This is a genomic window from Spirosoma sp. KNUC1025, from assembly GCF_045160025.1.
GTDB lineage: Bacteria > Bacteroidota > Bacteroidia > Cytophagales > Spirosomataceae > Spirosoma.
The window spans coordinates 390,638-405,406 of the sequence record NZ_CP087139.1 but is presented as its reverse complement, the minus strand read 5'-3'; the positions used below and the strand labels follow the sequence as shown (position 1 = coordinate 405,406).

Annotated in this window: 12 protein-coding genes; 11 read left to right on the top strand and 1 reads right to left on the bottom strand. The window is 46.9% G+C overall.

Annotated elements, in window-relative coordinates; all coding sequences use genetic code 11:
- Nucleotides 1-327 precede the first annotated feature (327 nt).
- The 7 genes from LN737_RS01835 to LN737_RS01805 all read left to right on the top strand — a co-directional run bounded on the left by LN737_RS01835 (nucleotide 328) and on the right by LN737_RS01805 (nucleotide 9,615).
- Nucleotides 328-3,525: a SusC/RagA family TonB-linked outer membrane protein gene (locus LN737_RS01835; protein WP_405515712.1), complete on the top strand. Its 3,198-nt coding sequence runs from the start codon at nucleotides 328-330 to the stop codon at nucleotides 3,523-3,525.
- A gap of 20 nt (nucleotides 3,526-3,545) precedes the next feature.
- Nucleotides 3,546-5,030: a RagB/SusD family nutrient uptake outer membrane protein gene (locus LN737_RS01830; protein ID WP_405515710.1), complete on the top strand. Its 1,485-nt coding sequence runs from the start codon at nucleotides 3,546-3,548 to the stop codon at nucleotides 5,028-5,030.
- A gap of 193 nt (nucleotides 5,031-5,223) precedes the next feature.
- Nucleotides 5,224-6,729, top strand: coding sequence for an arginine deiminase family protein (locus tag LN737_RS01825; RefSeq protein ID WP_405515708.1), 1,506 nt, complete (start codon nucleotides 5,224-5,226; stop codon nucleotides 6,727-6,729).
- 226 nt (nucleotides 6,730-6,955) lie between these two features.
- The gene (gene ctlX / locus LN737_RS01820) at nucleotides 6,956-7,885 is read left to right on the top strand and encodes a citrulline utilization hydrolase CtlX (protein ID WP_405515707.1); all 930 of its coding nucleotides are present in this window, start codon (nucleotides 6,956-6,958) and stop codon (nucleotides 7,883-7,885) included.
- A 118-nt stretch (nucleotides 7,886-8,003) separates the two neighbouring features.
- Complete coding sequence (locus tag LN737_RS01815) at nucleotides 8,004-8,471, top strand: MarR family winged helix-turn-helix transcriptional regulator (protein WP_405515705.1); 468 nt, start codon at nucleotides 8,004-8,006, stop codon at nucleotides 8,469-8,471.
- Nucleotides 8,472-8,517: 46 nt separating this feature from the next.
- Nucleotides 8,518-8,727, top strand: a complete 210-nt coding sequence (locus LN737_RS01810; protein WP_405515703.1) for a hypothetical protein — start codon at nucleotides 8,518-8,520, stop codon at nucleotides 8,725-8,727.
- 171 nt (nucleotides 8,728-8,898) lie between these two features.
- A complete protein-coding gene (locus LN737_RS01805) occupies nucleotides 8,899-9,615 on the top strand; it encodes a head GIN domain-containing protein (protein WP_405515702.1) in 717 nt (238 codons plus the stop codon).
- An 87-nt stretch (nucleotides 9,616-9,702) separates the two neighbouring features.
- On the opposite strand, the gene LN737_RS01800 is transcribed toward LN737_RS01805, so the two are convergent.
- Nucleotides 9,703-10,551: a porin family protein gene (locus LN737_RS01800; protein WP_405515700.1), complete on the bottom strand. Its 849-nt coding sequence runs from the start codon at nucleotides 10,549-10,551 to the stop codon at nucleotides 9,703-9,705.
- 180 nt (nucleotides 10,552-10,731) lie between these two features.
- On the opposite strand from LN737_RS01800, the gene LN737_RS01795 reads away from it, so the two are divergent.
- The 4 genes from LN737_RS01795 to LN737_RS01780 all read left to right on the top strand — a co-directional run bounded on the left by LN737_RS01795 (nucleotide 10,732) and on the right by LN737_RS01780 (nucleotide 14,743).
- Nucleotides 10,732-11,436, top strand: a complete 705-nt coding sequence (locus tag LN737_RS01795; protein WP_405515698.1) for an SDR family NAD(P)-dependent oxidoreductase — start codon at nucleotides 10,732-10,734, stop codon at nucleotides 11,434-11,436.
- Between the two features lie 137 nt (nucleotides 11,437-11,573).
- Complete coding sequence (gene sufC, locus LN737_RS01790) at nucleotides 11,574-12,323, top strand: Fe-S cluster assembly ATPase SufC (protein WP_405515696.1); 750 nt, start codon at nucleotides 11,574-11,576, stop codon at nucleotides 12,321-12,323.
- An 82-nt stretch (nucleotides 12,324-12,405) separates the two neighbouring features.
- Nucleotides 12,406-13,731 carry a Fe-S cluster assembly protein SufD gene (gene sufD, locus LN737_RS01785; protein WP_405520277.1) on the top strand — a complete coding sequence of 442 codons (1,326 nt, stop codon included), beginning with the start codon at nucleotides 12,406-12,408 and terminating at the stop codon, nucleotides 13,729-13,731.
- Between the two features lie 208 nt (nucleotides 13,732-13,939).
- A complete protein-coding gene (locus tag LN737_RS01780) occupies nucleotides 13,940-14,743 on the top strand; it encodes an esterase-like activity of phytase family protein (RefSeq protein ID WP_405515694.1) in 804 nt (267 codons plus the stop codon).
- Nucleotides 14,744-14,769: the final 26 nt, after the last annotated feature.

Genomic DNA, 14,769 nt, shown 5'->3' with positions numbered 1-14,769 from the left:
CGACTTTTAGTAGCTATATAGTTCCAAGAGAGCTTATGTGACTCAAAATTTCTCTACAGTATTAACTAGCTCATCTATTGTTACTTGAATCTTTTTCAGATTTTTCAACACAGAAAAAAATTTAATCAGAATATGTCTGTTCAGGAAAATAGTAGCTTTAATCCTATTAAAACAGCGTTGCAGGACCAAAGGATGTCTCGCTGTTCTAGTAAGCTTTATCGGAATATTACAAAAAAAATAAGGTGTAGGTAAGAAACTTATTGTTATACTATTAAATTTGTATCCCCGATTTCGGGATTTTGACAGTTTTATAACTTCTGTTTCATTATGAACAAAATTTTATTAGGCAGCTGGCTACTTTCGCTGTTGTTCTGTTTGCCCGCACTGGCGCAGGATATGACAGTAAGTGGTCGCGTCACTTCATCTGAAGACGGAACGGGCCTGCCAGGGGTAACCGTACAAGTAAAAGGTGCCAATCGTGGCACAAACACCGATGCGCAAGGGAACTATCGGTTAAATGCGCCAGCCAATGCTTCGTTGGTATTCAGCTTCATTGGTTATACTACCCAAACCGTTGCTGTTGGTAATCGGTCTGCTATCGATGTCGCGCTTGTGAGCGATGCTCAACAATTAAGCGAAATCGTCGTCATTGGTTATGGAACCCAGAGCCGTCAGGATGCTACCGGTAGCATCGGTTCTGTGAAAGGATCTGCTATCGCTCAAATGCCGATTCAGAGTTTTGAGTCAGGTCTGGCAGGTCGCACGGCCGGTGTTCAGATTACGGTTCCAAACGGCGTACTGAATAACCCTCCTGTTTTCCGGATTCGGGGGACAAACTCAATTTCGCTGAGTTCTTATCCGCTGATCGTTGTCGATGGTGTACCTACGTTTACAGGTGATCTGGGTGGCACGAATGCCCCTGCTAACCCATTGGCAAGTATCAACCCCAATGATATTGAAAGCATGGACGTAGCCAAGGATGCGGCTGCGACTGCTATTTACGGAAGCCGCGCAGCCAATGGCGTCGTGTTTATTACGACCAAGCGTGGTAAATCGGGTAAAGTAAAAGTAAACTACGATGGTTGGGTGGGCTTCTCGAATACGTACCGTCTGCCACAAATGCTGAACGCTCAGGAATACCTGAATTTCAAAACGTCGGCAGTGGCGAACAACCCAACGGCTTCTGCTGTGAAGTTCACGCAAACCAATGATGCCAATGGTAATCCTATTGACACAAAATGGTATGATTATATCTACCGGCAGGGCGTTTCGCATAGCCACAACCTGAATCTGTCGGGCGGTAACGAAAACACGAACTATTACTTCTCTACAGGCTACACATCGCAGCAGGGTGTTATTCGTAAGAATGACTTCCAGCGGATCAACGTTCTGTTCAACGTTGATAGCAAGCTTAGTAAATTGTTTACTGTTGGTGGTAAAATAGCCTATTCGAACGAGAGAAACCTTTCGGCTGGTACGTCGGGTTCGCTGAATGGCGAAGCCTTCAATACCAGCGGTCTTGGACGGGTAGGCCTGGTATTGCCTCCAATCCTTTCGCCCTACAACAACGACGGTACGTACAACCTGAACGGTTCGGCCATTGGTTACGCCAATAACATTACTGGTACGTCGATTTCATACCCCAACCCGCTGCCCATGTTGGACCTAAACCGGTCTAATACCGAGAGTGACCACGTTCAATCCAACGCTTATCTGCAATTCAAGCCGCTGGATTGGATTACACTCCGCAGTACGTATGGTATCGATTACCTGATGTTTGACAATGATTTGTTTCAATCACCAATCAGTAGCGATGGCTATTCGTCAACGGGTAACGCAACGAGCAGCTTCCGTAAGCTAAAAACATGGCTCTGGACCAACACCGCTCAGTTTGATCGTTCGTTTGCCGGTGCGCACAATTTTAGCCTGCTGGTAGGTCAGGAGCAGCAACGTACTACTCAGCGCGGATACGGCCTGAACCGCCAGACACTGTCGGACCCAGACTATAATGTAATTCAGGCAGGTTGGGTAACCAATAACCAGTCGGGTCTGATCTTCACTGAAAACTATTTGTTATCGGTCTTTGGTCGTCTGAACTATAACTACAAAGAGAAGTATTTCCTGAGTGGTAACCTGCGTCAGGATGAATACTCGGCTTTGGGTGTGAAGAAAGGTACGTTCTATGGTGTTTCAGCTGGTTGGGAAATTGCTCAGGAAGGTTTCTGGAAAAACGCCCACATCGACAATATCTTCAGCAGCTTCAAAGTTCGGGGTAGCTATGGCAAAGTCGGAAACATCGGCGGTATCAACGACTACTCACCTTACTCGCTGTATGGCTCAGGCTTATACGGTGGTGCTGCAACCCTCTACTTCCAGTCGGTGGGTAACCCAAATCTTAAATGGGAGACCAGTACGAAAACGGATGTCGGCTTCACATTTGGTATCCTGAACGACCGGATTACGGGTGAGTTCGCCTACTACAAAAACGACATTAACAACCTGATTCTGAACGTAGCACAGGCACCGTCGACTGGTATTCCAGGCCCGCTCGGCCCGGTTACGAGTGTTGTGTATCCTCCTCAGAACGTTGGAACCATGTACAACAAAGGGGTTGAGGTTTCGCTTAATGCCCGTGTAATCAATACAAAATCGTTCCAGTGGTCGTCGAACTTTAACATTACCTTCAACAAAAACGAGGTAACGGCATTAGCTCCTGGCCTTAGTGTAATCCAAACCGGTACGTCGGGTCTGGAAACGGTCAACCAAACGGCACCTGGCTACTCGCTTGGCCAACTGTGGGTCGTTCGTACAAACGGTGTTGATCCGGCTACGGGCAAACGGATTTTCGTTAACTCACAAGGACAGAATGTTTATTATCAGTTCTACGCGCCGACAGGACAGTTCAACTACTCAACCACGGCTGATGGAAAAACCAGATACGTTAGCCCAACGGGTGGTTCATCCATTACGCAGGCTGCTGATGGCGTAATGTACGCCAACGTGAACCCTAAAGTGTACGGTGGTTGGGATAACAACTTTAAGTACAAAAACTTTGATTTAGGTGTGTTGCTTACCTATCAGCTAGGGTTCTACGTTTACTACGGTACAAATGCTGGTCTGCATGATCAACGCTTCTGGAACAATGCTACCGATGTATTGACCGATGCCTGGCAGAAAGAAGGTGATACCGGAAAGAAATACGCAAAACCAATTTTTGGTGATAACACCTCGAACGGATCTGCATTCCCGATGGATATCAACGTATTCAAAGGTGATTTCCTGAAAGTTCGTCAGCTTACACTGGGCTATACGCTTCCAGCTACCTTGTTGTCGAAAGCTAAAATCAGCAGCCTTCGCCTGTATGTAAGCGGTCAGAACCTGGGCGTACTCACCAAGTACCCTGGTCCAGATCCAGAAGTATCATCTAATGGTACAGGTACAGGAAGTAACACAGGTCAAGGAGTTGACAGAAATACGGTTGGTAATGCCCGGACGATAACCATTGGTCTGCGCGCTGGCTTCTAACCTTGACAAAAAAAGACATCATGAAAAAGAAAATAAATTATTCAGTATTTTTTTGCCTGGCACTTTTGGGGCTAAGCGCATGTGACCGAAGCTTACTGACGCCAATTCCACAGACGTCCGTATCCGATGCTTCGGCGTTCAGTACACCAACTCGTGTACAGACCCAGTTGCTATCGTTGTACGGCGCCCTGAAAGATGGGAATTTCTACGGCGGTCGTTACGTAATTTATGGCGATATACGCGGAGAGGATTTTATCAATGAAACCTCTAACCTCGTTACGGGTTCAGACGTTTGGGGACTGAATGCCACAAACAGCGCAACGGCGGTTGTTAACCTATGGTACTTCGCCTATTTGACCATCAATAAGTGTAATGTGTTTTTAGATGGTATGGCCGCAGGTGGTACTACGGTTGTGGGGGCTGAGGCCGCAGCTAAATACATTGCTGAAGCTAAATTGATCAGAGGTCTGAGCTATTACAGCCTTCTTCAATACTACGCTCGTCCTTACATCGATGGCAACGGTAGTAAGCCTGGTCTTCCACTACGTCTGAGCGGAATTAAAGGCGTTGGTCAATCGAATCTGGCCAGAAGCACGGTTGCGGAAGTGTATACGCAAGTGTTGAAAGACCTGAATGAAGCGGAAGCTGACCTGCCGCTGAAGTACACGACAGACACCGATAACACAACTCGTGCACACAAAAACACGGCAATTGCCTTGAAGACTCGTGTTTACTTAAGCATGCAGAACTATGCAGCCGTAATTACGGAAGCCAACAAAATGGTTAGTGCATCGGCTCCGTTCAGTGCGCCAACCGGTGTGGCTAACGCCTTGCAGGCTGATATCACCACCGTATTTACAGCGCCTAACTTCACAACCACGGAATCAATCTTCTCCATGCCGATGACTACTACGTCAGGCGATTTTCCGGGAACGCAGAACCAACTGGCATTCTACTATTCACCCAATACGGCGAATGGTGGTGTAGGAAATGGCGAGTATTCCCTGAATCCAAAAGGGATTATTGCCGATACAAGCTGGGGAGCGTCGGATAAAAGACGGGCATTTATCAAGCAGTCGGGTACGGGCGCAAACGCAAAAAGCTGGTTAGTGAAGTACAAGGAGAAAAGCCCTTATACGGATTACGTACCAGTTATTCGCTACTCAGAAGTGTTGCTGAATCTGGCTGAAGCGAAAGTACGTAGCACCAACACGGTCGATGCGCAGGCCGTTGCTTTGCTGAACGCTGTCCGTCGTCGTTCGGATGCTACCAAAACCTATACGACCGCTAGCTTCGCTTCGTCGGCTGATTTGGCAAATGCCATTCTGCTGGAGCGTCGGATTGAGTTCCTGGGCGAAGGTCTTCGGAATAATGACCTGGTGCGGTTGTTACAAACCATTCCGGCGAAAGGTACGGTACCAGCTAAAGCGCCTTCGGAGCCAAACTATATCTGGCCAATATCAGCTTCAGAGCTGGCATTGAATAATCTGGCAACCGACAATTAATCAGTAGCCTACGTAACAAAAAGGTCACCCTTGCTGGGGTGACCTTTTTGTTTTTACTGACAATTGGGCTGTTGATCGGAAACAGCGATAAAAAACAGGGCGTTTAATCCGGCTGCGAACCTCTTTTCTTTTCAGGGGCTAAAGACGTACCTTGTCAGCGAGAAAAAACTCATTTTGTAAGTGCCCAGGAAGTATGGAAAATGAAAATCAAACCATCGAAAGCGATACAAACGCAACAACTGATCCGTTCGACACATCGGTTGTAAAACAAATCAATGTATCCTCCGAAATAGGTACGCTTAAGCGGTTACTCATCCACAGCCCCGACCGGGGGTTGGGTAAAGTCGTTCCTTCAAAAGCACAGGACTGGTTGTTTGAAGACATCGTGCATCTGGATATGATGCGCCGGGATGAGTACGATTATTACGTTAAGATTCTGTTATATTTCCTTGACCCCGATAAAGTAAAAGGGAAAATAGATACCCTGGGTCCAGACTCAGATCGGTCGTTTTACAAGCCGGATCATCCCGCCTATTTCCGGTCGGATCGGGTCGTCGATATCCAGTCGTTGCTGGCTGATATTCTGGCGGATGAAACGATACGTACCCGTCTGATTGCCGCTATTTGCGGTATTGAGCGTACATCATTCCGGACCCAGCAACAGCTCAACCAATACGATTCGCTTGAGTTGGCAAAAATCATGATCTCGGGCTCATTACCCGATCTGACCATGCTGTTTGCTCCTTTACCCAATTTTATTTTCACCCGCGACATTGGTATTGTGATTAACGATCACATTCTGCTCAATAAACCAGCCAAGCTTGCACGTACCCGCGAAGCACTACTGACGCAGTATATTTTCTTTAACCATCCACTATTTGCTGACTATCAGAACAACATTATCGAAATTCCGGATAACCAGCATGCGTTCTTATTGGCCGATTCGGATACGAACCGCGACGTAACGCGCTCAACGCTGGAAGGGGGCGATGTGATGATGATTTCAAAACGGCATTTGCTGATAGGCGTCAGTGAACGAACAACGCTTTATGCCGCCCAACAGGTTATGCGTCTGGTGTTCGGCAAAAATCTTGTCGATAAAGTCACAATCATCAAGATTCCCAAAAAACGGGACTATATGCACATCGACACGATTTTTACGCAGGTAAAACGTAACGTGTGGGTGCTGCTAGGCTCACTCGCCCGAACGGGCGACGAAGTGAAACAGCGCGACGTACTGCATTTCTTCGCGCCTAAAGACCTGGCTGAAGAGTTAAAAATTTTGCAGTTTGTCAAGGGGCAGGAGCAAAAACCCATTGAAATCGAAAACCTCGAAGATTTGCTGGCGGATATCAGCAAAACTGATCTGGGGGCTACTGAGCCAATACAATTTATCTACTCCGGCGATAACGAATTTCCATTTGGTGCGCGAGAGCAGTGGACAGACTCCTGCAATCTGCTGGCGCTGAAAGACGGTGTGGTTGTCGGATACGACCGTAACGAAAAAACAGCAGAAGCCTTCCGCAAAGCTGGTTTCGATGTTGTTCCGGCCGCTAAACTGCTGGACAGGTTCGAGCAGGGTCAATCATCGCCAGAAACCATCAAGAATACGTTTATTATGCTGCCTTCCGCCGAATTGTCGCGGGCGAGAGGAGGTTCGCATTGCATGAGCCTGCCGCTGCTTAGGGAGGAGATATAAACCCATTAGTTACTAAATGAATGGGCATAATAAATGGCGCTGGGTTGAATCCGTAAGCTATGCCAATATCGATGACCGCCAACCGATTAAGGGCTTATTGAGAAAAGAAGAATTAGTAAAGAAGAGTTACGCTTTTAGTCAATCGTTGAACAATTGATTCATCGGTGCTAATTTGCTGACAGTTTCAGTGGTATTGACTTACTGACTAACCAACACGCCGACTACGATGCAATCCCAAGCTACCTCTCGTATTTTAATGATTCGCCCTGTTCAATTCGCCTTCAACGAACAAACAGCCGAATCGAATGCATTTCAGGATGTTGAACTGGCTGCACAACCCAAAGATATAGCTCAGGAAAATGCACAGCGTGAGTTTGATGAAATGGCTCACCAACTGCAGGCACTTGGTGTCGACGTAACGGTTTATGCCGATACGCTGGAAGCCAATACCCCTGATTCCATATTTCCAAATAACTGGGTGTCCTTCCATGCCAGCGGAACGGTTGTGCTGTATCCAATGCAAGCCGAAAACCGCCGGCTCGAACGACGGCAGGATATCATCGATGATCTTGGCAAACGGTTTCACATCGCCCGTGTTGTCGATCTGACGCACTTTGAGCAGGAAGGTAAATTTCTGGAAGGAACCGGCAGTTTAGTGCTTGATCGCATGAGCCGCGTAGCGTTTGCCTGCTTATCGTCCCGCACACATCCCGACGTACTGGCCGAGTTTGCGCGCCAGACAGGTTACCGGATTGTGCCATTCCGGGCTGCCGATGCTACTGGTAAGGCGATTTACCACACCAACGTACTGATGTGTATTACAGACATAATGGCTATCGTGTGTCTGGCGGCAATTACCGATCCTGACGAGCGGCTAATGGTTCGGCAGGAACTGGAGCGGCTGAACAAACGAATCGTTGACATCTCTCTGGAACAAATGGCCAACTTTGCCGGGAATATGTTGATGATCTTGACGAAGAAAGGGGAAAAGTTATTGGTGATGTCGACACGTGCCTTTGAATCGCTTACGCCTAAACAGATCGATATTTTGGATGATTATGCTACGCTTCATCACTTTGATCTGTCAACCATCGAAGGCAATGGTGGCGGTTCGGCTCGCTGTATGATAGCTGAGGTACATTTGCCAAGAAAATAATCTTCTTTTTAGGCTAGGTTAGTCAGCGATTCTCTAGCCTGACTAAAATTTTTAAATTTTTGTTTGCACATACAAATATAAGCTATACCTTTGTTGACATAGTATCGAAATAGAAATTATGACGAAGGGGAATTCCGTAACTGTAGTCGAAGAAGAGAAAACCACAACACGTTTTAATGCTTGTTTACTGTTCTCCGCAAACGCCCTGGCGCGAGCAATTACAGCAATCGGAGACGAGGAATTTGGTCGCTTTGGTTTGTGCTATTCACATGCGTACCTATTGTGTGAAGTAGTATCTCAGCCCGGTATTAGTCCATCGCAATTAAGCGAAACGTTGTATCTGACGCCTTCAACCATAACACGGTTAGTCGAGAAATTAGAGCAGAAACGGTTGGTCCGGCGGGAGTCGGAAGGGAAGAAGACGTTGATTTTCCCAACAGAAGAAGGAGAAGCGCTGCAACCTGCAGTTTCAGAAGCCTGGGATCGGGTTGGAGAACGGTACTCACAAGTGTTGGGAGAGCCTAATGTTTGCCAGCTGACACAGCAGGTATTCAAAGCCGCTCAGGCGCTGGGCGAAGGCATCTAAAAATTTTACCAAAAAAATTGTTTGCACATACAACAGAACGGTAGCTATGAAAACGAATGAAGAAACAGTAGGGTTGATGGTCGGAAATGCAACGGATACGACAAAAGATATTTGCCGCTCGCTCGCTAAAAAAGGCATATCGGCTATTGTTGTTCAAAAAGAAGCAGCCCCTGCCGAGCCCGAAGAGGCACCTCGTCAGTGGTCAGGTCAACCAGGTAAAGATTTATTTTTCAATGGTTGGAAACTGCTTTTTTAATACCTCATCAGCCGTAGTAACAGTAGTCTGGTTTGTAGTAACGGACACTAAAATTGTTTAACAAATGATATTCTTATATCGTTATTCGCCTAAAGTGCTCTAATTGAGCACTTTTTTTTTGCCAGATTTGGGCTGGCTATCTGATCATTAACCAGTAAATCCTGATCTCTTATGAAAACATTGACAATCGCTTTTTCGCTGCTACTCTTGCTATGTCAGATCACCTTTGCGCAGAATGGGATAGTTGGGAATGGTCAGGTAGTGACTCAACAACGTACGGTTAGTAGTTTCAGCAAGTTAGCTGTGCGAGTAGGAATGCGTGTACGGATCATCGCAGGCGATGCTGGTAAAGCTGAGCTGGAGGGCGAAAGCAACGTGCTCACTCACGTAATAACCGACGTAAAAAATGGCGAACTGACGGTGATGCTGTCGGATAAGCAAACCTTCAAACAAACGAAAACGGTAACCGTAACTATTCATGTTGCCAAACTCAGTCAGATTCTGATCAGTACGGGCTGTAGTGTCGAATCGGATCTACCCATACAGAGTGAATCACTAACCACCTCAGTCGAAACAGGCAGCCGTCTGATAACGGCGATCGGTACCCAAAAGCTAAACTTAACCGTGAAAGAAGGGTCACAGGCTACCCTGCGGGGAACTGCTAAAGAAGCAACGGTTCATCTGTCGGGAGCCGGTAAGCTCGAGGCTGATAAACTAACCATTGCACGGGCGACAATTGACCTCAATGGAGCCAGCCGGGCCGATGTCCACGTAACAGAAACGCTATCCGCATCGGCAGATGGTGTCAGTGTACTCAACTATACAGGTAACCCAACGGTCAAATCGCAGGAAGCTACAGGAATGTCCAGAATTAAAAAGCAGGGTTAGGGCGCTACGTATTAGCTCAACAAAAATGGCGACGCCCAAGCGGTCGTCGCCATTCTAAAAACCCACTCTATGAGAAATTATAATAGTTTACCGACTCCCTAATGGGAATACGTAACCAACCGTCAATTGGCTGCGTATGGCTCTACTATCGGTGCTAAATCCATCCTGTGTATCACCGAACGAATACAATCCCCGTCCTTCCAGCGTAACATGGCCGGGTCCGGCTTTCAGGGCGACTCCAATACCGGCTGCTGCGCCAAACCCGAACCGACTGATAGAATCATCAATCGGTACTTTTTTGCCGTTTGCACTCACCCCAGCCAGATAAGAGCCGTAGGGCCCAATATTTATAAAAAACCGATGACCCGCGTAAGTGCCTGTTGATAGTTTAAGTAACAGTGGTACCTCAATCACATCGGCCGCCCCTTTTACCGACACACCCGTAAAATCATCATTCACTTTCAAACCGTAACGCGCATAATTGACCTCCGGTTGAAAGGAAAATGTGCCTGCACCAAAGTTGAATGTCAATCCACCCACATACCCTATATCTGATTTTATCAGCGACTGCTCTTCCGTGAAAAACGTATTCGTAATTCCACCCCGTATTCCAACTCGAACTCCCGACATATTTGCGTCTGCATCCGCACTTTTGGGCCGACTGGTGGCGACTGGCTGTGGGTTATTGTACTCACTAGCCCGACGTGCTGGTGGCGCAGGTGTAGATACGGCTGCTGGTGCAGAAGTTGGGGTAGAGGTCGTTGTTGCTGGTTTCTTCGAAACGCCGTGATACTGATCATAAAGGTCCTGCATCCTGTTTGTGCTGGTAGTCGACATCGGTTGAGTAGCCGTCGTGCTACTGCTTTGCGCAAACGAGCCCCCAACTGCCAAAACAAGCATCATCAATAAAGGACAAAAGGATTTAATCGAATTCATAGTTGGTAAATTAATTATGTAAGATTAGTCGCTAAAATATTAAATCCTCTAACATATCTGAGTGAACGGTTATTTACTTGAGTATACGGCTTAGCCCGTAAACATTTTGGTGGTGACTAAAGTAGATAGAAAGGAAAACAAAAAACGATTCGTATTTACCCACCCCACAACATAACCGTTATGAAAACCAACCACCAGCGTACTGCCTTTATCACGGGTGCCAATAAAGGAATTGGTAAAGAGATTGCCCGGCAACTGGCTCAGCGGGGCTTTGCTGTATTTATCGGCTCACGCGATCTTGCCAAAGGCCGTGAAACGTCTGAAGAGTTGTGCCGACAGGGCTACGAATCCACCTTTATAGAAATCGACGTTAATGATCCGGTTAGTATTCGGACAGCCTGTGGTACGTTTTCGCAAAAAGCTGACCATCTGGACGTATTGATCAACAATGCGGGCATATTGGAGGATCATGGCGAGAACATCCTCAAGCTAAATACGGAGATGCTCGACCGTACGCTGAAATCCAACGTAATTGGCCCGATACTGGTTACCCAGGATTTTATGCAGCATTTGCAGAAAAGCCAGCAGGGTGCACGTATTATTAACGTATCGAGTGGAGCGGCTTCTCTGAAAGACATGAATACGTACGCGCCGGCTTACAGCATTTCAAAAACTGCTCTGAATGCCGTGACCAAACAATTTGCGGGGGCTTTAAAACCGCATAATATTTCCGTTAACTGTGTCGATCCGGGATGGGTACGTACGGACATGGGTGGGCCACATGCCAGTCGGTCTGTTGAAAAAGGGGCCGAAACGATTGTATGGCTGGCTACCGATGCCCCCAATCCGAGACGGGTAAGTTCTGGCACGACAAACAGGAAGTAGACTGGTAATAAGGAAAGCGGATAATATACCGGACAGCATCAACTTTTAAGTGCCTGATTTTGTTATCGAAGCAAAACAGATACTGTTTCGTCTGTTATCTTTGCGGCTTCATTTAGCCGTTACGCTAACTTTTTATTATGTTATCCATCAGTAATTTACAAGCCTTTATTGGCGATAAGCAGATATTGAAAGGTCTTGACCTGGAGGTTAATGCTGGTGAAGTTCATGCTATTATGGGTCCTAACGGGGCTGGTAAGAGCACACTGGCATCAGTACTGGCTGGTCGGGAAGACTACGACGTAACGGGTGGCAGCGTTTTATTCGAAGGTCGCGACCTTCTGGAAATGGCGCCCGAAGAACGGGCCGCTGAAGGAATTTTTCTGGCGTTTCAGTATCCGGTCGAGATTCCGGGGGTCAGCACAACCAACTTTTTGAAAACCGCTCTTAATGAAATCAGAAAGCACCGTGGGCAGGACCCGCTCGATGCTGTGCAATTTCTGAAGTTGATGAAAGAGAAAATGAAACTCGTTAACATCGACCAGTCTTTGCTGAGCCGCTCGCTGAACGAGGGCTTTTCGGGTGGAGAAAAAAAGCGGAACGAAATATTTCAGATGGCTATGCTTGAACCTAAGCTGGCTATTCTGGACGAGACCGATTCGGGCCTGGATATCGATGCATTACGTATTGTTGCCGATGGTGTAAATAAGCTGCGTTCGCCAGAACGGGCTACTATTGTTGTAACGCACTACCAGCGGCTGCTCGATTACATCGTGCCCGATTATGTACACGTATTGTATCAGGGACGTATCGTAAAATCAGGACCGAAAGAACTGGCCCTCGAACTGGAAGAAAAAGGGTACGACTGGATCAGAGCCGAAGCCGTCTAATTTCAATGATAAATGATGAATGATAAATGATTTCAAAGCAGATCATCCATCATTTATCATTCAATCATTCATCATGAACAAAATGACTCCATCTTACGCATCATATAGCGATTTTAAAAACCAGTTGCTGGCAGCTTTCCGCGATAACGAAGAGCGGATGAACGGCGAGCGCAAAGCTCCGTTGCATCAACTCCGTCGGGCTGCTTTAAAACAATTTGACCTGTTAGGCTTTCCAACCATCCGGCACGAAGAATGGAAATATTCTAGTGTTAATGGGATATTGAAAGAGTCGTTTGATCTTGACGAAACGACTACGTTAACGACCGAAGATCTGGCTCCTTTGGAGATACCAAATCTCGACGGGAACATTCTGTATTTTGTGAATGGCCGGTACCATGCCGAGTTATCCCGGATTGTTAGTCCTGCTGATCAGGTGCAGATCACAAGTTTTGCGGAAGCAATCAAAGCTGATTCTGAGTTTATTGGCGCGCACTTCGCGCATTATGCCGATTACCAGGAGAATGCATTCACGGCCCTCAATACAGCTTTTGCCAACGACGGTGTCGTTGTTCGGGTGCCTACTAATACAGTGGTTGAGCAGCCGATAATACTCCGGTTTATTACCGATGCTCGCCAGAAAAATATTTCGTCGCAACCTCGCAACCTCATCATCGTTGGCAAAAACGCCGAAGTTATGATGGCCGAATCGTATCGGACGCTGGGCGAACAGGCAAGTTTCGTGAATGTTGTAACGGAAATTGTGCTTGAGCGCGATGCCCGAATGCAGTACTACAAAGTGCAGAACGAAACCGAGAAAGCGTATCATATTGGCACAACTCAGGTTAATCAGGCCGATAACAGCCATTTTTATTCGGCTACCGTCACACTTAACGGTAACTTCGTTCGTAACAATCTGAATATTGTGCTGAATGGTCAGCATGCTGAAGCCTTTATGTATGGTTTGTACATGCCTAACGGCCGTCAGCATGTGGATAACCATACGCTGGTCGATCATGCTATGCCGAACTCGTACAGCAACGAATTATATAAAGGCATTCTGGATGATAACAGCACGGGCGTATTTAATGGCAAGATCTTCGTTCGTCCTGATGCACAAAAAACCAATGCTTACCAGTCGTGTAAGAACGTAGTGCTGTCGCCCGGTGCATCGATGAACACAAAACCTCAGCTTGAAATTTTTGCTGACGACGTAAAATGTTCACACGGGACAACGACAGGCAAGCTCAATGATGAAGCCTTGTTCTACATGCGCTCACGAGGGATTCCGAAGGATGAAGCCCGAACATTATTACTCTACGCTTTCTCGCAGGACGTACTCAGTCAAATTAAAATCCAGCCGATACGCGAATACCTCGAACGAGTTGTGACCGAGAAGTTGACGAAGTAGTCTTAGGGAATAAATACTGGTTAATGAGAAATGGATAATGCCTTACTAATAGTCATTATCCATTTTTTATTGTCCCCAATTCCATCCCATCTATGCGTTCATTGCTGTTACTTCTAGTTTTTTTTCAACTCTCAGGGGCTGCTTCTGGCCAGGCACTGAATTTTGAATTTGAGGGGATTCATTAACTCTTCCGTTTATCACCGATAGTTTGAGGGGAATTTCTGGGTTGGATATTATTCCATCCTCCGGCGAGTGGCATCTGGTTAGTGATCGGGGCTGGCATTTCGTCTTTTCGAACATCCATAAAACTCAGGACCTGATCGACGGTTCGCACCTCAAACTGGCTCAGAAAACGCCTTTCTGGTTTGAGAGCGTTCGGTACTACTCATTGACCGCTATGTATTTCTGGACCGATGAGCACGAATTTGTTACGTCGTTGCTTTACGGGAAATCTGTTGGTGACACTGTCAACAAAGTGCTTTTAAAAATGCCTTTACCCGGCCCGAATAAGGGGCTTGAGGCCATAGCCGTAACACCCGCCAATACGTTGTGGATTGCGCCAGAAGCAGGCTGGGAAGGTGAAACACGGATAAATCAAGATACAGTTACGTTCTATCGTTATCCGGTCCCTACCGCAGTTGATCCTGTCGTTGAGCGATTTGCTTACCCCATGAACCGTTGCTCGTTTGCGCAGAGCGAGGAGCGATTAGGCGGGATTTCGGAAATTCTGGCGATAGACGATACACGTGTGCTGGTTCTTGAACGATGCTATGACGCCAGCCAAAAGCGCGTTACGGCCAATCTGTACGTCGCAACGCCGAATGAACAGACGCATACGTTTACAAAAGAGCTGGCTTTTGATTTCGGGCGGCAGTTTCCGGGGATCGTCTGTAACCTGGAAGCGATGGCCTGGGCAGATGAACAAAAGCAAACCCTCGTGTTAATTGCCGACGACAACTTCCGCCAGAATCAAACATTACGTAATCAGGTAATTGTTCTGCATCGGCAATAAGTACGAACCTTATCACCCTTTCTTTA

Excerpts from the sequence above, each read along its gene's own strand:
- LN737_RS01825 (WP_405515708.1), top strand. The coding sequence starts at position 5,224 with ATGGAAAATGAAAATCAAACCATCGAAAGCGATACAAACGCAACAACT.
- ctlX (WP_405515707.1), top strand. The coding sequence starts at position 6,956 with ATGCAATCCCAAGCTACCTCTCGTATTTTAATGATTCGCCCTGTTCAA.
- LN737_RS01810 (WP_405515703.1), top strand. The coding sequence starts at position 8,518 with ATGAAAACGAATGAAGAAACAGTAGGGTTGATGGTCGGAAATGCAACG.
- sufD (WP_405520277.1), top strand. The coding sequence starts at position 12,406 with ATGACTCCATCTTACGCATCATATAGCGATTTTAAAAACCAGTTGCTG.
- LN737_RS01835 (WP_405515712.1), top strand. The coding sequence starts at position 328 with ATGAACAAAATTTTATTAGGCAGCTGGCTACTTTCGCTGTTGTTCTGT.
- LN737_RS01800 (WP_405515700.1), bottom strand. The coding sequence starts at position 10,551 with ATGAATTCGATTAAATCCTTTTGTCCTTTATTGATGATGCTTGTTTTG.
- sufC (WP_405515696.1), top strand. The coding sequence starts at position 11,574 with ATGTTATCCATCAGTAATTTACAAGCCTTTATTGGCGATAAGCAGATA.
- LN737_RS01830 (WP_405515710.1), top strand. The coding sequence starts at position 3,546 with ATGAAAAAGAAAATAAATTATTCAGTATTTTTTTGCCTGGCACTTTTG.
- LN737_RS01795 (WP_405515698.1), top strand. The coding sequence starts at position 10,732 with ATGAAAACCAACCACCAGCGTACTGCCTTTATCACGGGTGCCAATAAA.
- LN737_RS01815 (WP_405515705.1), top strand. The coding sequence starts at position 8,004 with ATGACGAAGGGGAATTCCGTAACTGTAGTCGAAGAAGAGAAAACCACA.
- LN737_RS01805 (WP_405515702.1), top strand. The coding sequence starts at position 8,899 with ATGAAAACATTGACAATCGCTTTTTCGCTGCTACTCTTGCTATGTCAG.